This window comes from Faecalibacterium sp. IP-1-18 (assembly GCF_023347355.1).
GTDB classification, from domain to species: Bacteria; Bacillota; Clostridia; order Oscillospirales; family Ruminococcaceae; genus Faecalibacterium; species Faecalibacterium prausnitzii.
In genome coordinates, this window is sequence record NZ_CP094472.1 from 496,530 (window position 1) to 515,950 (window position 19,421).

General features: G+C 54.2%; 20 protein-coding genes and 1 tRNA gene. 12 read left to right on the forward strand and 9 right to left on the reverse strand.

Going from position 1 to position 19,421, the window contains the following annotated elements; genetic code table 11:
* Positions 1–171: 171 nt before the first annotated feature.
* From MTP43_RS14460 to MTP43_RS02410, 4 genes are all read left to right on the forward strand, one after another.
* A complete protein-coding gene (locus MTP43_RS14460; protein WP_015536580.1) occupies positions 172–408 on the forward strand; it encodes an SHOCT domain-containing protein in 237 nt (78 codons plus the stop codon).
* Positions 409–473: 65 nt separating this feature from the next.
* Complete coding sequence (locus MTP43_RS02400) at positions 474–2,294, forward strand: recombinase family protein (protein WP_249235045.1); 1,821 nt, start codon at positions 474–476, stop codon at positions 2,292–2,294.
* Positions 2,295–2,471: 177 nt separating this feature from the next.
* A complete protein-coding gene (locus MTP43_RS02405) occupies positions 2,472–3,590 on the forward strand; it encodes a GGDEF domain-containing protein (RefSeq protein ID WP_113620755.1) in 1,119 nt (372 codons plus the stop codon).
* Between the two features lie 37 nt (positions 3,591–3,627).
* Positions 3,628–4,137, forward strand: a complete 510-nt coding sequence (locus MTP43_RS02410; RefSeq protein ID WP_113620756.1) for a hypothetical protein — start codon at positions 3,628–3,630, stop codon at positions 4,135–4,137.
* A gap of 172 nt (positions 4,138–4,309) precedes the next feature.
* On the opposite strand, the gene MTP43_RS02415 is transcribed toward MTP43_RS02410, so the two are convergent.
* Positions 4,310–4,846: a phosphatase PAP2 family protein gene (locus tag MTP43_RS02415; protein ID WP_113620757.1), complete on the reverse strand. Its 537-nt coding sequence runs from the start codon at positions 4,844–4,846 to the stop codon at positions 4,310–4,312.
* A gap of 92 nt (positions 4,847–4,938) precedes the next feature.
* Positions 4,939–5,925, reverse strand: coding sequence for a carbohydrate kinase family protein (locus MTP43_RS02420; protein WP_113620758.1), 987 nt, complete (start codon positions 5,923–5,925; stop codon positions 4,939–4,941).
* A 185-nt stretch (positions 5,926–6,110) separates the two neighbouring features.
* Here MTP43_RS02420 and MTP43_RS02425 point away from each other — a divergent pair, with 185 nt between their 5' ends.
* Positions 6,111–7,412: an MATE family efflux transporter gene (locus MTP43_RS02425; RefSeq protein WP_113620759.1), complete on the forward strand. Its 1,302-nt coding sequence runs from the start codon at positions 6,111–6,113 to the stop codon at positions 7,410–7,412.
* Here MTP43_RS02425 and MTP43_RS02430 read toward each other — a convergent pair.
* Positions 7,409–8,254, reverse strand: a complete 846-nt coding sequence (locus tag MTP43_RS02430; RefSeq protein ID WP_113620760.1) for a helix-turn-helix domain-containing protein — start codon at positions 8,252–8,254, stop codon at positions 7,409–7,411. The two genes, MTP43_RS02425 and MTP43_RS02430, sit on opposite strands and share 4 nt — an antisense overlap.
* Before the next feature lie 124 nt (positions 8,255–8,378).
* Between MTP43_RS02430 and MTP43_RS02435 the strand changes: the two genes are divergently transcribed.
* A complete protein-coding gene (locus MTP43_RS02435; RefSeq protein ID WP_015536587.1) occupies positions 8,379–9,494 on the forward strand; it encodes an ABC transporter ATP-binding protein in 1,116 nt (371 codons plus the stop codon).
* A 192-nt stretch (positions 9,495–9,686) separates the two neighbouring features.
* Here MTP43_RS02435 and MTP43_RS02440 read toward each other — a convergent pair whose 3' ends face one another.
* From MTP43_RS02440 to MTP43_RS02455, 4 genes are read right to left on the reverse strand one after another with little or no spacing between them, the layout of a single operon-like run.
* Positions 9,687–10,577, reverse strand: a complete 891-nt coding sequence (locus MTP43_RS02440) for a LysR family transcriptional regulator (protein WP_015536588.1) — start codon at positions 10,575–10,577, stop codon at positions 9,687–9,689.
* A 12-nt stretch (positions 10,578–10,589) separates the two neighbouring features.
* Entirely contained in the window at positions 10,590–11,288 is a 699-nt protein-coding gene (gene tsaA, locus MTP43_RS02445; RefSeq protein WP_113620761.1) for a tRNA (N6-threonylcarbamoyladenosine(37)-N6)-methyltransferase TrmO, read from the reverse strand.
* A gap of 14 nt (positions 11,289–11,302) precedes the next feature.
* Entirely contained in the window at positions 11,303–11,521 is a 219-nt protein-coding gene (locus tag MTP43_RS02450) for an aspartate dehydrogenase (RefSeq protein WP_223450768.1), read from the reverse strand.
* Between the two features lie 24 nt (positions 11,522–11,545).
* Entirely contained in the window at positions 11,546–12,166 is a 621-nt protein-coding gene (locus MTP43_RS02455) for a LexA family protein (protein WP_005923114.1), read from the reverse strand.
* Positions 12,167–12,358: 192 nt separating this feature from the next.
* Here MTP43_RS02455 and MTP43_RS02460 point away from each other — a divergent pair, with 192 nt between their 5' ends.
* Positions 12,359–12,622, forward strand: a complete 264-nt coding sequence (locus MTP43_RS02460; RefSeq protein ID WP_015536590.1) for a hypothetical protein — start codon at positions 12,359–12,361, stop codon at positions 12,620–12,622.
* Positions 12,619–12,912, forward strand: a complete 294-nt coding sequence (locus MTP43_RS02465; protein WP_005923120.1) for a hypothetical protein — start codon at positions 12,619–12,621, stop codon at positions 12,910–12,912. Before MTP43_RS02460 ends, MTP43_RS02465 begins: the two co-directional genes overlap by 4 nt.
* A 105-nt stretch (positions 12,913–13,017) precedes the next feature.
* On the opposite strand, the gene MTP43_RS02470 is transcribed toward MTP43_RS02465, so the two are convergent.
* The gene (locus MTP43_RS02470; RefSeq protein WP_015536591.1) at positions 13,018–13,185 is read right to left on the reverse strand and encodes a FeoB-associated Cys-rich membrane protein; all 168 of its coding nucleotides are present in this window, start codon (positions 13,183–13,185) and stop codon (positions 13,018–13,020) included.
* 270 nt (positions 13,186–13,455) lie between these two features.
* On the opposite strand from MTP43_RS02470, the gene MTP43_RS02475 reads away from it, so the two are divergent.
* From MTP43_RS02475 to MTP43_RS02490, 4 genes are all read left to right on the forward strand, one after another.
* Positions 13,456–13,532 (forward strand) — tRNA-Val (locus MTP43_RS02475).
* 455 nt (positions 13,533–13,987) lie between these two features.
* The gene (locus MTP43_RS02480) at positions 13,988–14,305 is read left to right on the forward strand and encodes a hypothetical protein (RefSeq protein WP_117553755.1); all 318 of its coding nucleotides are present in this window, start codon (positions 13,988–13,990) and stop codon (positions 14,303–14,305) included.
* 275 nt (positions 14,306–14,580) lie between these two features.
* The gene (locus MTP43_RS02485; RefSeq protein WP_249235046.1) at positions 14,581–16,068 is read left to right on the forward strand and encodes a recombinase family protein; all 1,488 of its coding nucleotides are present in this window, start codon (positions 14,581–14,583) and stop codon (positions 16,066–16,068) included.
* Positions 16,069–16,357: 289 nt separating this feature from the next.
* Positions 16,358–17,515 (forward strand): XRE family transcriptional regulator, encoded by a 1,158-nt coding sequence (locus tag MTP43_RS02490; RefSeq protein ID WP_113621524.1) that lies wholly within the window; start codon positions 16,358–16,360, stop codon positions 17,513–17,515.
* A 142-nt stretch (positions 17,516–17,657) separates the two neighbouring features.
* Here MTP43_RS02490 and MTP43_RS02495 read toward each other — a convergent pair whose 3' ends face one another.
* Positions 17,658–19,250: an AAA family ATPase gene (locus MTP43_RS02495; protein ID WP_113621523.1), complete on the reverse strand. Its 1,593-nt coding sequence runs from the start codon at positions 19,248–19,250 to the stop codon at positions 17,658–17,660.
* Positions 19,251–19,421 lie beyond the last annotated feature (171 nt).

Sequence of the window (19,421 nt, forward strand, 5' to 3'; positions counted from 1 at the left end):
CGAGCCGGACGGCGGGTGCGCCATGATGCTTTTCTTTGAAAAGTGGAGCGATCATCACCATGCCGCAATGCAAGCGCGGCTGCTTGTGGGCCATGACATACAGGCAGGCTGATACTCCCTTACCGTCAAAGTCCGAGCGTTCAGAGCGTCGCAGGCAATGAGTAGGGCTGCATGAGGAATGCAGGGGTGAGATTCCCGTGGGTTGCTGCCAGCAGCCGTCCGTTGGCTCATTTTTTATTTTGTGAAAGGGGGATATTTTTGAAAGAACAAAATTTGATACGTTATAGCATTCAGCTTGCTTTTTTGAAGCAGCTGTTAGAAAGAAAGCTCATAACCGATAGAGAGTATTCCCTTATCAAGCAGCGCTTAATGAAAGATTATCGTGTGGTTTCCGAACTATCCTCTTGATTTTGTGTTGCATTGGCGTTATGATTAACGCAATGAAAGGAACACATTCAACAAGGAGGTCAAGCATGAAAGATGTTGAAGTCATTAAAGCGCGAAACACGCTCTCTCCACGAGCGCGCACAAACTTTGAAAAAAGGCTGCGCGTAGCCGCCTATTGTCGTGTCAGCACCGATACCGAAGATCAGCTGAACAGCTACAAGTCGCAGGTCGAATACTATACCGAACTTATAAAAAGTAAGCCGGAATGGTCTTTGGCAGGCATCTATGCTGATGAAGCTATCACAGGTACGCAGGTGAAAAAGCGCGAGGATTTCCAGCGGTTAATCAACGACTGTATGAACGGTGACGTGGACATGGTGATTACCAAATCCATTTCGCGGTTTGCACGAAACACGCTTGACACTCTGAAATATGTTCGGATGCTCAAAGATAAAGGTGTGGCTGTGTTTTTTGAAGAAGAAAACATCAACACCCTTACTATGGACGGTGAACTGCTCCTTGTAATTTTAAGCTCTGTTGCACAGCAAGAAGTCGAAAATATTTCTGCAAATGTCAAAAAGGGCTTGAAGATGAAGATGCAGCGCGGTGAGCTGGTCGGGTTTCAGGGCTGTTTAGGTTATGACTACAATCCAGCGGACAAAACCATCACCATCAACGAAGAAGAAGCGGCTGTTGTCCGTTACATTTTTCAGCGATACACGGAGGGTGCCGGTGGTTCGGTTATTGCCAAAGAACTTGAAAACTTAGGCTATAAAACCAAACGCGGCAGTCCCAAATGGGCAGACAGTACCGTAATCGGCATTATCAAAAACGAAAAATACAAAGGCGACATTTTGTTAGGAAAGACATTTACCGTTGACCCTATTTCAAAACGGCGTCTGTACAACTTCGGCGAGGAAGATCAATTTTATATTCGTGAGCACCACGAGCCCATTATTTCGGAAGAAGTCTTTGAAGCCGCACAGGAAATTTTGCGGCGGCGTGCAAAGCCCCGCAGCCTTAACGTGGACGGCAAACGTGAAAAGTTCAGTCGGAAATACGCTTTTAGCTGCATGATAGAATGTGGTTTCTGTGGTGGCACCCTGACAAGGAGGAGTTGGCATAGCAGTTCACAGTATAATAAAGCTATCTGGCAATGTGTTGTTTCCACCAAAAAAGGAAAAAAGTTCTGCCCGGAGAGCAAGGGCGTTGACGAAAGAACGATTGAGCGGGCTTTTGTAGAATCTTATCGCCTCTTGTGCCAGAATAACAAGGATGTTCTGGACGAGTTTATGAAACGGACAGAAGAAACTCTTTCTGAAAGCAACGCGGGCAAGCGTCTTGCGAAAGCCGAAAGAGATATTCACGCTCTGGAAGTCAAGAAAAACAAGCTGGTTGATATGCGTCTTGAAGATACCATCGACAAGGAGACCTACGACCGAAAGTATTTGGACCTGTCCAGCCAGATTGAGCAGTTGCAGAAAGAGTGTGAAAGCCTGCAAGATGCAGCCGAAACCGAATCTACAATGCGCAAGCGTGTTGCCACGTTTCGGCAGACCCTTGAACAGAATGAGGTTCTGGACACCTTTGACCGACATATTTTTGAAAGTATAGTTGAAAAAGTAATCGTGGGCGGTTATGATAGTAATGGGAACAAAGACCCCTACATGATTGTCTTTGTTTACAAGACCGGGTTCAAAAACAGTGTGGACGGCAAGAATTTCAAGCCGCTTCGCAAGAATAGCAAGGAGAACCACTCCCCTGCTGTTTTGTGTTCCCATGCTTCTAACGAGGCTGAATCCATGTGTTCCGATTCTAGCGACGACACACGTCGAGACGGTATGTGCATTGTCCAAACTGGAGATCCACCGCAAAAAGCCGTCCGGGAAGCGCTGAAGCATTTTTAGCGTGTCCTCTCTGCCGAGGACTTTTATGCAGAGAAAAGAACGTTTTGCAATTTTCCCTGCAAATGGACTGCGAAGGTAAATCCGCAGCTCCCGGTTGAGAAAAGCTTTGTGGAGTGATACAATAATATTGTATGTGCCCTGTCCGGGGCATCAGTTCACAGAACGGAATAACTTGCAATGGATAGATATTTTTTTATTTTAACGACCATTGATCTTTTTGTGCTCGGCTTTATGTGTCTTCTTACAAGGCTGAGCGAATCTTTAAATAAAAAGCAGAAGCGCGGGTTCCTTCTGGCCTTTGCGCTCATTGCGTGCATCTCGGTGCTGGAGGTCATCACCATCGTGGTGGACGGCGCACCGCCGGGCTACCGCTGGCTGAATATTTTGTCCAACTATCTTGGCTTTGGACTGACACCGGCGGTGCCGCTGTGTCTGGTATATGTGCTGGATAAAAAATCCATCATCCGGCGTGTATTCAAGGCGGCGGTATGCTGCGAGGGTGCGTATCTGCTTTTTCTGGCGGCAACGCTGCCCTATGGGCTGGTGTTCTCGGTGAGCAGGGAAAACCTCTACGCCCGGGGCGCGTACTTCTATATTTATGTGGCCATGTACTATGCCGCCATGCTGTACCTTATGGTGGCTACGGTGCGCACGGCGGCGGCCTTTCAGAACCGCAGCCGCACGCTGATCTATCCGTTGACCCTGTTTCTGGGCGCGGAGACCGTGATCCAGCTCGCGCTGCCGGAGCTGCACGTTACATGGCTGTGCGTCACCTTGCTGTCGGTGCTGTACTATATTTATTGCAGCGAAATGTGGAACCAGCTGGACGCGCTGACCGGGCTTTTGAACCAGAACAGCTACCTGAACCGCACCGCCGAGATGCGCCGCAGCGGCGGGGTGCTGGTGGTGTTTGATGTGGATGACTTCAAGCAGATCAACGACCGCTACGGCCATTTGCAGGGAGATGTCTGCCTTGCCGAGATCGCGGACTGCATCAAAAAAGCCTATGCCCGCTGCGGCTACTGCTACCGCATCGGCGGCGATGAATTCTGCGTGCTGCTGAAGGACGAGGAAAGCGAAGCCCGCTGCGCAAAAACGCTGCAAGCTTTGCTGGCAGAGCGGCGCAAGGTGTTTGCCATTTTGCCGACGGTCTCCCTTGGCTCTGCCGCCTTTTCCGGGGAGGACGTGGTTGCAGTGAAGGACCGCGCCGACCGCGCGCTCTACTGCGCCAAAAAGGAACAGAAGGCCCGCGCCGCAGCGGAAAAGCACGGAGACGACAGCGAGCGGACAGTTTGAAATTCTGCCCGCACAACGGATAAACGGAGGAACACCGATGAACACAGATTGGAACAGCCCGCAGGGCGATTTTGATACCGCTGAAAAGCAGGGAGAACTGCTGATGCTGCTCAGCCGGCAGCAAGTCACCGTGCACACATGGGATGACCCGGACTTTGACTATATGGAGGAGCAGGATCTGGCACTGGTGGTGCAAAGCCCCTCCGGCACAGAGGATCTGCTCATTGAACTGTGCGGAGAGTTCTCGGTGTTTTTTGAAAAGTGGCACGGCGAGTACGCCGCCACCGCCGAGGGCTACACGCAGCTGCAGCAGGACATCACCGCCATTCTGGATGGCAAGGCGGGCGCACTGAGCCTGTACACGGAAAACGGCTGGCAGGGCACGGTGCTGTGCACCGAACTGCCCGGCGCAGAGGATGCCGCTGCGGCGCTCAAGCGCTGCTGGCAGGCGGCAAAGCCGGACGCCGCCCTGCCTGCGGGCAGTCGGCTGGAGCTGGTGTGCTGGGATCCGGCACAGAACCGGAAAGTGCAGCTCCCGGAGGAATAATTTTAAGCGGGACGATTTGGAATATCCGCCGCTTGTGCTCTGGATATTTTCAGCGGAAAAATTATTTTAAATAGAGCAATGCCGGAGCGTCTGCGGACGCTCCGGCATTGCATTTTCACGGGAGGGGTCGTAGAGGGGAACGGCAGCTGGAATAAAAAGAGCACGAAAATTTTTATACAATTTGTTGTTTACTCTTGAGATTCGCCATATAGTTTGCAAATGCGGAGGCCGCAGTGCCCAGTGCGATGCCCAGCACCGCGCCGCCAAGGACATCGGTGGGGAAGTGCACATAGAGGTACAGCCGGGTAAAGGCGATAAAGGCTGCCAGCACCAGCGCGGGCGCGCCCAGCTTTCGGTTTTGCAGCCAGAGCGCGTAGGCAGCCGCCACCCCGGAGGCGGTGTGCCCGGAGGGGAAGGAATGCCCATGCGGACGCGCCACCAGCATGGTGATGGAGGTGTTGATATCGCAGGGGCGGGGACGGGCGAACAGCGGCTTGAGGAAGAAGTGCCCTGTCGCCATGTACAGCACCAGCGCCACCGCCATGGCAAAGCCCGCTTTGCGGGTGCGCCGGAAGAGCAGAAGCAGCAGGGTGAACGCGATCCAGATCTCGCCGTGAGCACCGGCGTAATCAAAAAAGATGGAGATCGTGTTCATTACCGGGTTGCGGAACTGGTATAGCCAGTCCAGAAAAACAAACTCAAAGGGCATGGATTCCTCCTTTTGGGTGGTTGGAAAGCAGATTTTCTATACAATATAGCATATAAATATTAAAAAATACAAAATGTGCTGTAAATTTGCCCTCAAGGCAGGGGAAAATCGGTTTCTGGCTGCTCCATCTGTGCCAAGGTGGGGTAGCTGTCGAGCGCACCGTGGTGCTGCACGCTGAAGGCGCAGAAGCGGTTGGAAAAGGCCAGATACTCGGTCAGGCGCTTGCGGGAAAGCTTTGGCAGCTCGGCGGCGGTCACGCCGTCCCGCTGCAGCTGCCACAGAAACGAGCCGATAAAGCCGTCCCCCGCGCCGGTGGTGTCCACCGCTGTTACCTTGGGGCTGCGGGCATGGGCACTGGCGGTGCGGGTATAGGCGCGGGCACCCTTGCTGCCGCAGGTGAACAGCACCAGCTGCACATCTCCGGTAAAGAGCGCGGGCAGCGCGGCTTCAATATCCTCGGTGCCGGTGAGAAAGGGAAGTTCCTCGTCCGAAAGCTTCAGGATATGGGTCAGGGGGAGAAACTGCCACACGGTCTGACGCAGCTGCTCCCGGTCCGGCCAGAGGGGAAAGCGGAGATTGGGGTCAAAGCTGAGGATGGCGCCCGCCTCCCGCGCGGCAGTGATGGCAGCCAAATGGGCGTAGCGCATGGGGCTGTCCACCAGCGAGACGCTGCAAAAATGCAGGGCAAAGGCCTGCGAGAACCAGCCCGGGTCGATCTGCTCCGGGGCGTACAGCAGGTCTGCGGAGGGCTTGCGGCAGAAGCTGAAGGTGCGCTCGCCGTTTTCCGCTAAGCTGACGAAGGCCAGCGCGGTGCTGGCTTTACTGGTAAATTCCAGATGGGAAAGTTCCACGCCGCATCCAGCCAGCGCCCGGGCGATCTTGTGACCAAAGGGGTCGTCGCCCAGCTGGCTCAGCAGCGCGCTGCGGCCGCCCAGCCGGGCAACGGCGGCGCAGACATTGGCCGGGGCGCCGCCCACCCGGGGGCTGAAGGCGGGCACTTCGTCAAAGCTGCACCCCACCCGGGAGGGGATCATATCGATCAGCGCTTCGCCGATGGAAAATAAGATCCTGTCGGACATAGGGCTTCTTCCTTTCTGCATACAGGTGTGCCGCAAGGTGCGGCAGTGTTCAGTATACACCCGCAAGGCGCTGTGCGCAACTGCTTCTTTTATACGGTAATGGGCGGGTTTTGCGGTTGACTTGCGGCGGCAGATATGCTACAATTTCCAGACGTATGCAAAAACAGGAAAAAAGGAAAAAGTGTATGGCTCTGACAAAACAGTTCTTTAAATATGTCTCGCAGAATATTTTTGGCCTGCTGGGCACCTCGTGCTATATTCTGGCCGATACCTATTTTATTGCGCAGGCCGCCGGTACAGACGGTGTTACTCTGCTCAATCTCTGCCTGCCCATTTATAACTTTATTTTTGCCATTGGCTCCATGATCGCGCTGGGCTCGGCTACCCGCTACGCCATTGCCAAGGCGCAGAACGATGCCCGGGGGCAGCGGTATTTCTCCAACGCCATCCTGTGCGCCGTGCTGGCGTCCATCCCGTGGATGCTGGCGGGTGTCTTTGCGCCCGGGGCGCTGCTGCGGCTCATGGGCGGCGATGCGGGCATCGTGGCGCTGGGCATCCCCTACGCCCGCATTTTTCTGCTGTTCACCCCGTTTTTTATGTGCAACTACATCGTGTCGGCCTTTGTCCGCAACGATGGCGACCCCTCCCTTGCCATGGTGGCGACCTTGAGCGGCAGCCTGTTCAACGTGGTGTTCGACTATATCTTCATGTTCCCCATGGGTCTGGGCTTGGCCGGTGCGGCGCTGGCAACGGCGGTTTCGCCCATCATCAGCATCGCCATTTGCAGCCGCCATTTTCTTAAAAAGGAAAACACCCTGCAATTCGTGCGGCAGCTGCCCTCGGCAAGGCTGCTGGCGCAGAGCTGTCAGCTGGGCATCTCCGGCTTTGTGGGCGAGCTTTCCTCCGGCGTGACCACCACGGTGTTCAACTTTCTGCTGCTGGGTCTGGCAGGCAACGTGGGCGTAGCAGCCTACGGCGTGGTGGCAAACTTTGCGCTGGTGGCTACCGCCATCTTCAACGGTGTGGCACAGGGCGCACAGCCGCTGGTGAGCCGCTGCTACGGCCAGAACGACCACGCCGGGGCGCGGAAACTGCTGCTGCTGGGCAGCGGCACGGTGCTGGTGCTGGCGGCGGTGCTGTACGCCGCAGTGTTCGGCCTGACCGATACCCTTGTAAGCTGGTTCAACAGCGAAAACTCGGTGCAGATGGCGCAGTACGCCCACACCGGGATGCGGATGTACTTTGTGGGCTACTTCTTTGCAGGCTTTAACATTATGGCGGCGGGCTATCTGAGCGCCGTGAACCGCCCGGTGGAGGCCTCCATCACCTCCATCTGCCGGGGTATGGTGGCCATTGTGGCCTGCTCGCTGGTGCTCAGCGCGGTGTTCGGGATGCCGGGTGTATGGGCAGCCTTCCCAGCCTCGGAACTGCTCACCGCGTTGCTGACCCTGTTTTTGCTGCGCAGAAAAGAGAACGGAAAAGCTTAAATATACATCTCCTGCTCCCGCATGGTCTCCTCGGGCGTAAGCCCGGACTGTGCGGCGCGACCGGTCAGTGCCCGCCATTGTGCAGGGGACTGGCCGGTTTCTTTTTTGAATACCCGGCACAGGTAGTTCGCCCCGGAAAAACCGCACAGGCTGGCCACCACGTCCAGCGTGTACTCCCGGTGCAGCAGCAGCCGCTGTGCGGCTTCGATGCGCACGGTGGTCAGGTACTTGCCCGGCGGTACGCCCACGGAGGCGGTAAAGGTGCGCACCAGATGGCTTTTGGAGACGCCCAGCCGTTCGCTGAGCTCCTCCACGCCGTACAGCCCGGCGTAATTGGCGCGGATGTCCTCAATAGCGGCCTGCACCAGCGGCGGCAGGGCTGGCGCGGCGCTGTCTGCATCTGCCAGTTCGCACAGCAGGGCAAAGGCCAGCTGGCTGCGGGCGCGGCTGTGGGCGGGCTTTTCCTCGGCAAGCCGCCCCATCAGTTCGGCGGCGGCAGGGCAGGTCTCGCCTTTGGCAAGGTAGGGCAGCTCCCGCAGGCCGTTTAAAAACTGCGTGCTGGCCTGCCCGGTCAGCTGGACGCACAGCAGGTGGCAGCTATCCTCCGGGGTCAGGGTGAGCGGGGCGCGGCTTAAGATCAGGTGCCCCGCCGCTGCGGACTGCGGCGGCAGTACCAGCACAGAGCCGGCGGGCGCAGCCGACGCCCCGGGCAGGGAGGCTGTGCATCTGCCGCTGGAAACAAGGCAGACCCACAGCCCCTCGCCGGTCAGGGTGCGGGGCGCGGAAAGCTGCACGTCCAGCAGTGCAGCCGGTGCGGCGATGGTGTTCCAGTCAAACAGCAATATCTGACACCTCTAATCAATAAAATGCTATTTTATATCACAAAATTATCTGTTATTATAGTACCAACGAAACAACACGCCGTCAAGGGCGTGAAACACCAAATATTTACGGAGGATAACGATTATGGCTTCCATTAGCTGCCAGCACATCTACAAGATCTATCCGGGCGCAACTGCCCCGTCTGTTACCGACTTCAACCTGGAGATCCAGGATAAGGAGTTCATCATCTTCGTCGGCCCCTCTGGCTGCGGCAAGTCCACCACCCTGCGTATGATCGCCGGTCTGGAGGAGATCTCCAAGGGCGAGATGTACATCGGCGGCCGTCTGATCAACGACGTTCCCCCGAAGGATCGTGATATCGCCATGGTGTTCCAGAGCTACGCTCTGTACCCCCACATGACCGTTTACAAGAACATCGCTTTCGGTCTGGAACTGCGCAAGACCCCGAAGGACGAGATCGACAAGCGCGTGCACGAGGCTGCTAAGATCCTGGAGATCGAGCACCTGCTGGATCGCAAGCCCAAGGCTCTGTCCGGTGGTCAGCGTCAGCGTGTTGCTCTGGGCCGTGCAATGGTTCGTAACCCGGCAGTCTTCCTGCTGGACGAGCCCCTGTCCAACCTGGATGCTAAGCTGCGTACCTCCATGCGCACCGAGATCATCAAGCTGCACAAGAAGCTGGCTACCACCTTCATCTACGTTACCCACGACCAGACCGAGGCTATGACCATGGGCGACCGTATCGTGGTTATGAAGGACGGCATCATCCAGCAGGTCGATACCCCGCAGAACCTGTACGATATGCCCTGCAATATGTTCGTTGCAGGCTTCATCGGCAGCCCCCAGATGAACTTCCTGGACGGCACCCTGATCAAGAAGGGCGACCTGTACGGTATTGACCTGGGCGGCGACGTGATCCCCCTGCCCAAGGAAAAGACCGCCGACGGCAAGCTGGATTCCTACGTTGGCAAGAAGATCAAGATGGGCATCCGTCCCGAGGATATCGACGACGAGCCCGAGTTTATGGCAAAGCACACCGACTGCCAGCTGGATGCTAAGGTCGATGTTTCCGAAATGATGGGTGCTGAGATCTACCTGTACCTGGAGTACAAGGGCAACAAGATGACCGCTCGTGTTGCTCCCACCTCCAAGGCTCGCAACGGAGACACCGTCCGCGTTGCCTTCGATCCCCATAAGGTGCACCTGTTCGACATCGAGACCGAGCAGACCATCCTGAACTAAGACTTAGCAAAGATCATTTTTGATCCTCCTATCATACGAAAGACCGCCGAAGGAAAACCTTCGGCGGTTTTTCGTTTTGGAAAACCCTCCCGTGAAAATGGGGTTCAGAAACGCCTACAGGCGTTTCTGAACCCCGAAATAAAATAATTTTTACGCTGAATATGCCCAAAGCAACGCGGCGGGCATTCCCAATCATTTTGTCTGTGCGCCCTGCCGCACCAGCTCGATGAATACATTCATCTGCGGGGTCACCCATTTATCGCGGTGGTAGAACAGCTGCCGGTGCATCATGACGGTGCAGTCCGGTACGTTCAGCCGCGCCAGACGCCCTTCGGCCAGCGCGCTGCGCACGATGTACTCCGGCAAAAAGGAAAGCCCCATGCCCTGCTCCACCATCTGGCACAGCAGTGCGGCGCTGCCCAGCTCCAGATAGGGGTGGATGGCAAGGCCGTGCGCCGCCATGCACTGGTCCAGTGCGTCCCGGTAGCTCATGCCCCGCTCGGTGAGCAGAAACTCCTGCCGGGGCAGAATGTCCAGCGGGAGCACGCTTTCCTGCGCCAGCGGATGCTGCAGCGGCGCAATGAAGCACACCGGCTCTGGTACATCTGCCGCCAGCACCAGTGCAGGCTGCAAAAGGGGCTGATCCAGCGTGTAGACAAGGTCTACCTGATTGGTGCTCAGCAATTGCAGCATCTCGTCCGAGCTGGCGGTGTGCAGCACCAGCTCCACCTGCGGGCAGCGGGCATGATAGCGCTGCAACAGCCCCGGTAAAAAGGTGCTGCACACGGAATCCGCCAGCGCGATGCGCAGACTGCCCCGCACCTGCTGGGCGGGCTGCAAGGCGGCCTGTGCCTGCTGGGCAGTTTCCAGCAGGGTGCGGGCGTAGCCTAAAAAGGTCTGCCCGGCATCGGTCAGGCGCACCGTTTTACCCACACGGTCAAACAGCGGGGTGCCCAGTTCGGCTTCCAACTGTGCGATTTGGGAGGACACCGCCGACTGCGAGTAGCCCAGCTGCCGCGCGGTGCGGGAAAAGCTGTGCAGCTCAGCGATGTGCAAAAAGGTATTGACAGTCCGCAGTTCCATGAACGGCTCCTTTTATAACAGGGTGATATCCTGCACGGTGAGCTGAGCACCGTCCACGCTAAAATGCACCTCCAGCCCGGCAAACTCCATGCCGTACACCCGCTGCGGGTCGTGCTGGTAGGAGGGGCGGGGGTCGCTGGCCAGCACGCCCTGCAAAGCGGCGCGGTCGGCCTCCGGTACGGTTTGCCACAGCGTCTCCGGGCAGGAGACTTCCAGATGGTGGGTGCGGGTCTGCCCGGTAAAGCCCTCGGCGGCGTCCGGGTGGCAGTCCGCATAGGGGATGTAGGGCTTGATATCGTAGATGGGGGTGCCGTCCATCAGGTCGGCACCGCGCACGATGAGCACCGGCCCCACGTCCGGGCGCTGCTCAATGGCCTCCAGCTTTACGCTGGAAAGCCCCAGAGGGTTCGGTCGGAAGGGGGAGCGGGTGGCAAACACGCCCACCCGGGTGTTGCCGCCAAGGCGCGGCGGGCGCACGGTGGGAGACCAGCTTTCCCGCACCGCGCCGGAAAACTGCCACACCAGCCAGATATGACTGAAATCCTCCAGTCCGCGCAGGGCGTCGGGGTTGCGGTATTCCGGGGTGAAAACGATCTCGCCCCGCAGCTCTTCTACCAGCCCGCTCTGGCGCGGAATGCCGAACTTGGTGGGAAAGGCGGTATGGATATGGGCAATGACCTTCAGGGTCATGGCTTCGGGTGCCTGCTGCATGATGAACTCCTTGCTCAATAGATCTTTTCAATGGGGCAGTCGGCGGGGATGCCGTACCGGCTGCGGAAGGCCTGCAATTCCTGCGGGCTGCGGATCAGCTGTACCTCGGTAAAATGGCCAGTGTGCAGATCCTGAAACCCGGCCACCTGCTCCCCGGTGCAGATGCTGCACCGCAGCACCGGCTTCTGGGCGGCGGGGTCGTAGGAGGGGGACATTTTCTTTTTGCCGAACACAGGCTGCTCCTTTCTCTCCTTATCTTATAGGCCGCGGCAAAGCCCCACGGCCTTGCCCTCGATGTGCAGCTCCGAAAGCTGCTCTCCAGCGTAGAACATGGGCGGGCAGACGGCGGCGTTATCGGCCAGCAGCATCACGGCATCGCCCTGCCGGTGGAAGTGCTTGAGGGTGGCTTCCTCGCCCACCCGCACGGCAGCGATCTCGCCCTGCTCCACCTCGGGCTGGCAACGGATGCATACGATGTCTCCGTTGCATATCGTGGGAGACATACTGTCGCCGTGGCAGGTCAGGGCGAAATCCGCGTGCCACGCGGCGGGCACTCCGATATAGCACTCGATGTTCTGCTCGGCGGTGATGGGCGTGCCGCAGGCGATGGAGCCGATCAGCGGCACCTGCACCATGGTGGGCAGCGGCTCAAAGCCCGGGGGACAGGCGCAGGGCGCGTCCAGCCCCAGCAGAGCGGCGGGAGTGGTCTCCAGCGCCTGTGCCAGCTCCTCCACTTTGGACTGGGGCAGATCGTTGATGCCTTTTTCCAGCTTGGTGATGGAGGAACGGGAGCGGTAGCCCATGCGCCGGGCAAGCTCCTCCTGCGAAAGACCCAGCTGCTCCCGGCGCAGACGGACACGGGTGGACAGATCAGACATGACGGTTCTCCTGAAAACTATGTGTTGTGGTATGAAATGCGGTTTTCTATTCTGAGTATAGCAGAAAATTTCCTGAAAATCAACAATTACAGCGCGTTTTGGAAATAATAGGTTGACAGATAATCAACAACGGAGTATAATACAACCAATGATTGTTTCAAATGCAGCGAACTACAAAAAAGGAGAGAAGCCATGGCAAACACGAATCTGATCTACACCTACATTCAGGACAGCGGCTACAAGCTGCAATATGTGGCCAGTGTGCTGCACATCAGCAGCAACACCCTGCGGCACAAGCTGCTGGGCGAGACCCAGTTCAAGCTGGACGAGGCCGAGCGGCTTTCCACCATGCTGGGCCTGACGATGGCCGAGCGGGACGCCTGCTTTTTCGATGCCGAGAACCGGTTCTCGCGCAGTGCAACGCTGGAGCTGCCCAAAAGGGGGAAGCGCCAGTGACACCGGAGCAGCGCGATGTGACCCGGAACGCCCTGCGCAAGTATGGCGAGCGGCACTGGGCGCGCACGCCGGAAAACCGCCGCTGGCAAAGCGCCATTGATGAGGGCCTCGACTACTATCAGGCGCACGACCCCATGCGGGCAGACCTGCTGCGAATGCGCTTTTTTGAGCAGCGCCCGGAGGACGAGATCTTGGAGCAGCTGCACATCGGCCGCACCACCTACCAGAAGGCGTTGCAGGACCTTTTGAGCACCATCGCTGTCTACGCCGCCCAGCGCGGCGCGTTCTGAGCAAACAGCCGTGAAAAGTGCCCCAGAAACGCTCGCGGTCGTTTCTGTGGCACAACCATAAAACAGGGCTGCTGCACCGTGTTTCGTGCAGCAGCCCTGTTTTGGTTATTTCTTCCTGGTGTCCGGGTCCTCGCAATGGCTGTGGCAGGAGGCGCAATTGCCGTTGCAGCCCTCGCCCTTCCAGCCGCCCTGTCTGGAGATCCAGACCACAGCCAGCGCAAACAGCACAGCCAATATTACCAGCGTGATGATCCCGCGAAGTGTCATATTCATCCCTCGATTTCTTTTGTACGGCTTTCTGCCCCAAGTATACACGATTTACAGGCAAAGAGCAACAGCCTGCCGCACATTTTTTGTGCAGGGTGCAGCCGATGCGGCTGCCCGGCGGTAATGTTGCACGCCCGGCGGTCGGCGCACCATTTTTGCAGCCGGAGAAAGCGTTTCGAGAAAAGTAAAATAATTTTAAATTAGGGCTTGCATTTCTGCAAAGGCCGTGCTATAATAATCACGTTCCAGTTCGGAACGAACAACACAAGCAAATATGGAGGATTAGCTCAGCTGGTTAGAGCACCTGCATCACACGCAGGGGGTCTGGGGTTCGAGTCCCTAATTCTCCACCATACAGTTCGTACTCGAACCCGATTTTTTACGAAAAAGGGTTCGGGTATGTTTTTTGTTTATCGGAGGTTCTGCGGAAGGACTACTCGGAACGGTAAACGAGCAAAGGCAGGGTATCACTATGATAGTGGTATCCTGCCTTTTGCTTTGCGGAATCAAGTTCGCTTTGTGCGAACTTGGTTGTCACCCTATATGACGCATTGGGGCAATCGCTGTGTACGTGCGTACCGGGAGAGCGTGTACACCTCTGGCAAGGTGTAACACACTAGACTTTGTTCCAAAGTCTGTGTGCCAAGGGGCATAGCCCCTTTGGAATCCCTGCGGAGCGTGTACGCACGTACGCAGGAAAATGGCAAAATTTCACTATATCGGGGGTGTTCTTTCATTGGAGAGTATGGTATACTCGGCTTAGCCCAGTAAATTGGAAGTTGTGAACTTAGAATTAGAGGTGTTGAAAATGAAAATAATAATTATATTTATTGATTTACTGATGGCAACTGTTCTCTTTTTTGTTGGAAGATTTTTTATCAAATCAAGGAATACAGAAAGAAGTGTGCTGTTTTTATCAGGAGATTATACTGGATTAAACACAGAGAAAATATGCAGAGTTACTGGAAAACGGATTAAGACATGGGCAATGCTCTTTTGTCTTGGCGGTATAATTGATTTTATCAAGCCGGGCGCAGGAATAATAATAGTTTCCGTTATTTTTATTATCTTACTTGTATTTCATTTGGTTGATATGACTATAAATCGAGACAAGTACCGGGTATAAATTCCAGTTTGTCGTACTCGTTCCTAGCAGGGTTTGGGGCAGGCACGCCCCAACAAGAGCACTTCGGAAACTCACATGAGTTGAAGAAGTGAAGTCCCGGATGGACAAGAAATTTTCAAGAATTGAAAATTTGTGGCTACGGGACGATTCTTGCTCTCAGCTTTTTCGCTGCGTTTCGCAATTTTCACATTTCAATCTGCTCGCAGATTGTTGACAAGCTGCGCTTGACCCGATACTATAAAGGCAAGTCGAATACACGCCAAGGAGGTGCAACCATGACCGCCGTGATCTACGCCCGCTATTCATCCGACAGCCAGCGTGAAGCGTCCATTGAGGGACAGCTGCGCGACTGCAAGGACTACGCCGAGAAGAACGGCATCACCGTGGTCGGCACTTACATTGACCGTGCCTACTCTGCCAAAACGGATGACCGCCCAGACTTTCAGCGGATGATCAAGGACAGCGGAAGGAAAATCTTCGACGTAGTTCTGGTCTGGAAGCTGGACCGCTTTGCCCGGAATCGGTTCGATGCCGTGAACTACAAGTACCAGCTGGAAAAGAACGGTGTCCATCTGGTGTCTGCCATGGAACCCATCTCGCAGGGGCCTGAAGGCATTATGGTGGAGAGTATGCTGATTGGCATGGCGGAATACTATTCCGCCGAACTCGCCCTGAAAGTGGCGCGCGGTGAGCGCGAAAACGCCCTCCAGTGCAAGTACAACGGCGGTGTGGTGCCGCTGGGCTTCACCATCGGCAAGGAGGACAGGCTGTACCATATCGACCCGGAAACGGCTCCCATCGTGCAAGAGATCTTCACCCGGTACGCCGACGGCGAACCGGCTGAGAAGATTGCAGCATCCCTGAATGAGCGCGGCCTGCGTACCCGCACCGGGAAGCCGTTCGTAAAGAACAGCTTCTTCCAGATCTTCCGCAACCGCCGCTACATCGGCGAATACCGCTACAAGGACATTGTGACGCCGGGCGGCATTCCGGCTATTGTTGACCAGGATTTGTTCGACCGGGTGCAGCAGCGTTTCGAGCAGAACAGGATCGCCCACGGTCGGCCTGCAAAAGAGGATGTGAGCTATCTGCTGACCACTAAGCTGTTCTGTGGCAAGTGCGGCACCCTGATGGGTGGCGAAAGCGGCACCAGCCACATGGGAAACACCTACTATTACTACAAGTGCGGCAACGCCAAGCGCCACGGCAAGGCGCACTGTGACCTGAAGGCTATCCGCAAGGAGCCGCTGGAACGGTTCGTGGTGGACACCGCCATTAAGGTGATCTTCAGCGATGAAATTATCGAACGGCTGATAGATTTGGTCATGGAAGCCCAGCAGCAGGAGAACACCCGGCTGCCTGTCCTGAAAGAGCAGCTCCGGGACACGGAGAAGCGGCTGGCAAACCTTCTGGAAGCCATTGAACAGGGCATCCTGACCCCGACCACCAAGCAGCGGTTGGACGAGCTGGAAGCCCGGAAAGAATCCCTGAACACCAGCATTCTGGAAGAAGAGCTGAAAAAGCCCGTCCTGACCCGTGAGTGGATTCGGTTCTGGCTTGAAAAATTCCGCAAGGGTGACGTGGGCAGCACGGAACACCAGCGGCAGATCATTGATACCTTTGTCAACTCGGTCTACGTCTTTGATGACCGGGTCGTACTCAATTTCAACTTCACGGATGATGCCAAAACGGTCACCCGTGAGGAAGTGTTGGGTTCGAGTGCTGTGGACAATGCTCCACCAAACGTAAAGCCGTTTACCTGAAAGGGTAAGCGGCTTTTTCTTGTATCTACGTGCTTTTTGACGCCTAAAAGTGAAACGAATTCACTTTTGCATATTGATAATGAAACGTGTAGGAGGCCCCCTTTTCAGTCGTTTGTAGCAAGTTTGTAGCAGATCTGTAGCAAAATTCGGGGAGGAACGGCAAAATGACCCCGGAAACCCGATTTTTGTGGTTTTTGGATATAAAATTTTATCCTTGAATTTTGTGCAGAATGACGACGGTGCTTTTCATTCGGATTCTGATGCCGTACAATAAAGGAAAAGATCATGGATGAAAGGAGAAATCGCTGTGCGCTACACCATCCGGCATTTTGATTTGCCGCTGTTTACCTTTGAAGCAAACATGGACAGTGCAGATACTGGCCTCCATATTATAAAAGTCTACAAAGAAAACCGTTCTTTTCTACCTTTGAATCTGACTGTATCAGAAGATGGTGTAGAACGCTGGCTGCGGCATCGCACAATTCCGAAGAACCGAGCGTATGTAGATGCTCTGCTCTCTAAGGTGGGGCTTTCTTTGAATCGACCGCTTGGAATTATTGCAGCCAATAAAGGTCTTTCACTCAATGATTGCTTTTGGGTGGATGCAGAGGGTTCCGGGGATACTTTTGAAAAAGTAAATCTTTACGATAACCGATTCAGTCAGGTGCTGGCAGTAATCGCCTTTACAGGATATTGCAGCAGCATACGAACTTCGCTTGCATCCTGCCCGGAGTTCTCGACCAACGGGATGCTGCCCAAATGCTGGCGCAGACAAAACGGAAAAATCTATCTTTATAAAGGTGGCACGTCAGGGTTCAGCAATCTGGGGTTTGAACCGTACTCGGAACTGTATGCTTATCAAGTTGCGCAGGTGATGGGCGTGAATGCGATTCGCTACACCCTGACAAAAGATCTGAAAAAGACGCTCTGTTCCAAGTGTGAGCTGTTCACCAGCAAAGAGTATTCTTATATTCCCATCGGACAGCTTGTGTCCAAAGGTGGAATAAAAGCAATTTTTGCGTATTATCAGACGTTAGGTCAGAACTTTGTGGATGCGCTGGAAGATATGCTGGTCTTTGATGCAATCATCTGCAATACAGACCGCCACTATGGAAACTTTGGCGTGTTGGTGGATAATAAGACCAACACGATTGCGGCACCCGCACCGCTGTTTGACCACGGAAACTCGCTGTTCAGTCTGGGCGGAACGGATCTTTGGGACAACCAGAAAGCATTTGATGAATATGCCCGCACACTGCTTCCGCTTGCATACGATGATTTCTTTGCAGCTGCAAAGAGTGCAATAAAACCTCGTCACCGTGCAATGCTCCATATGCTGCTGGATTTCCATTTTGACCGCAGAGCGACACGTTATAATCTGCCGCCAAATCGCTTGAAGATGATCGAAAAAGAGGTACAGCGCAGAGCAAGAGTACTTTTAGGGTAAAAAAGAAAACCGTCAAACGTGAGAGATTTCTCTCATGCGTTGACGGCTTTTCTTGTCAGTGGAGGGGATGGCTCTTCTTGAAAGTGGCGAAAATTTTATTGAAAGATTCCAAAGAGAGACAACGAGTTAGATGTGGAAACGGCTACTTTTGAATTTTCTCGATGAGACACTCGTGTTTTTTGGTGGCTTTATCATAGTTGATGCCCACTAGCAGAATGTTCCCTTGATAATCTTTCAAGGCGTTTCCATAGTGTTTCTCCTTGATTTGAGCAAGTGCACCAGATGCACTCTTGTTCCATTTCAGTTCGATTACTACTGCAGGTTTGTCTAGATGCATCCTGTGAGGAATCATACACACATCGGCAAAGCCTTTACCTGCAGGCAACTCCCGCACTATCGTGTAATACTCTCGTGCAAAATAGAAAGCCAGATTGATGATACAACTCAACGAATTTTCATCGTTATATTGAAGAACTGACACTTCTTCATGTGCTTTGTCAACTCCGGCGGCTACAGCATCCGCATCCATCGCCCATAGTGCTTCCAGCAGCCTGCGAGACGCTTCTATGGAATCCATTACACCGTGCCAGTTCATCGTGCTGAGGGCATTGACATATTCCTGCGAGACTTCCTTGTTGGGAATAGTCACGGCTTCATCTATGCTATTGTAGGTCAGATAACCCAAATGCACCAGCAGGGTCAGAACATCGTCTTTGCTGGCAAAGGTGGTCATGTCATTGCTGAAAGTGCCCGTGTTGATTTTTATGGCTTCGCCTGCCAGCATTCGGACAACCGCATCCTGCAAGCCATCCATATCCATCTGGATATAAATTTTCAAGGCTTCATAGGTTTCGGTTTGATTCCAATAGGTGCCGAATTTGTGCCGCAGCATCGCATCCACAACAGATTTAGGGCTGTACATGGAATAATGCTCATCTCCGGACCGCCGATGCGCAATCAGGTCATAGCCATCATACCATGCTTTGGCCTCCTCAAAGCTCATCTGATACTTTTCGCAAAGAGCAGACACTTCTGATTCGGTAAAGCCAAAATACTCTGCCAGTTCACCGGGATCGGTCATGGAATACTCAGTAAACATATTTAGTGCAGAGTGGGAGCCGTACTTTTTAATGGGTAAGATGCCTGTCATGTAGGCCAATGCAACGTAATCCTTGTCTTTGAGCCAAGCTCGCAGAAAGTCAAGATATTTCTTCTGCGCATCCTGATTTTGCTGGTATTCCCGAAACAGGCAATCCCATTCGTCAATCAAAATCACGAAAGAACGATTTGTTTTTGCATAAATGTCTTTCATGACCTGAATGAGGTTGTTTTTATCCCGAAAACGGACATTTTGAAAATGGTCCGTTAAATCAAATACAAGATATTTTTGCAGCATTGTTAGCATTTCATCCATGCTATGCGTCATGCTGAGAAATTCCTGCATGTTGACTTTAATTACGTCATATTGGTTGAGGTGCTGCTGATAAGATGACACATAGTGGATTTTCAAGGAACTGAACAACGATGCGGAATTCTCACCACGGTCATAGTAAGCGGCTAGCATATCGGCAGCCATCGACTTGCCGAAACGGCGAGGACGACTGACACAGATGAACTTCTGTCTGGTGTTCAAAACGGCATTGGTCTTTTCGATCAATCCGGTCTTATCTACATAGATTTCGGAGTTTAGGCTTTCCTGAAAGCCCTTGCTGCCCGGATTCAGATAGCTTCCCATATGATGCCTCCTATCCTGAAAATATCATTGTATTCATTATACTCTAATCCATCAGGAAGCACAAGAACGGGTTGATCAAAGCGAAAAGAAAACATCTTGTGTTGTGCATAGCGTAATTCTCATATAAAGCTCTTGCGTGTATACTCCTGCGGGAGTATAATTAGAGCGAGG

Excerpts from the sequence above, each read along its gene's own strand:
- MTP43_RS02480 (WP_117553755.1), top strand. The coding sequence starts at position 13,988 with ATGAAAATAATAATTATATTTATTGATTTACTGATGGCAACTGTTCTC.
- MTP43_RS02485 (WP_249235046.1), top strand. The coding sequence starts at position 14,581 with ATGACCGCCGTGATCTACGCCCGCTATTCATCCGACAGCCAGCGTGAA.
- MTP43_RS02460 (WP_015536590.1), top strand. The coding sequence starts at position 12,359 with ATGGCAAACACGAATCTGATCTACACCTACATTCAGGACAGCGGCTAC.
- MTP43_RS02405 (WP_113620755.1), top strand. The coding sequence starts at position 2,472 with ATGGATAGATATTTTTTTATTTTAACGACCATTGATCTTTTTGTGCTC.
- MTP43_RS02435 (WP_015536587.1), top strand. The coding sequence starts at position 8,379 with ATGGCTTCCATTAGCTGCCAGCACATCTACAAGATCTATCCGGGCGCA.
- tsaA (WP_113620761.1), bottom strand. The coding sequence starts at position 11,288 with ATGCAGCAGGCACCCGAAGCCATGACCCTGAAGGTCATTGCCCATATC.
- MTP43_RS02495 (WP_113621523.1), bottom strand. The coding sequence starts at position 19,250 with ATGGGAAGCTATCTGAATCCGGGCAGCAAGGGCTTTCAGGAAAGCCTA.
- MTP43_RS02455 (WP_005923114.1), bottom strand. The coding sequence starts at position 12,166 with ATGTCTGATCTGTCCACCCGTGTCCGTCTGCGCCGGGAGCAGCTGGGT.
- MTP43_RS02440 (WP_015536588.1), bottom strand. The coding sequence starts at position 10,577 with ATGGAACTGCGGACTGTCAATACCTTTTTGCACATCGCTGAGCTGCAC.
- MTP43_RS02400 (WP_249235045.1), top strand. The coding sequence starts at position 474 with ATGAAAGATGTTGAAGTCATTAAAGCGCGAAACACGCTCTCTCCACGA.
- MTP43_RS02490 (WP_113621524.1), top strand. The coding sequence starts at position 16,358 with ATGAAAGGAGAAATCGCTGTGCGCTACACCATCCGGCATTTTGATTTG.
- MTP43_RS02470 (WP_015536591.1), bottom strand. The coding sequence starts at position 13,185 with ATGAATATGACACTTCGCGGGATCATCACGCTGGTAATATTGGCTGTG.
- MTP43_RS02425 (WP_113620759.1), top strand. The coding sequence starts at position 6,111 with ATGGCTCTGACAAAACAGTTCTTTAAATATGTCTCGCAGAATATTTTT.
- MTP43_RS02415 (WP_113620757.1), bottom strand. The coding sequence starts at position 4,846 with ATGCCCTTTGAGTTTGTTTTTCTGGACTGGCTATACCAGTTCCGCAAC.
- MTP43_RS02410 (WP_113620756.1), top strand. The coding sequence starts at position 3,628 with ATGAACACAGATTGGAACAGCCCGCAGGGCGATTTTGATACCGCTGAA.
- MTP43_RS02420 (WP_113620758.1), bottom strand. The coding sequence starts at position 5,925 with ATGTCCGACAGGATCTTATTTTCCATCGGCGAAGCGCTGATCGATATG.
- MTP43_RS14460 (WP_015536580.1), top strand. The coding sequence starts at position 172 with ATGAGGAATGCAGGGGTGAGATTCCCGTGGGTTGCTGCCAGCAGCCGT.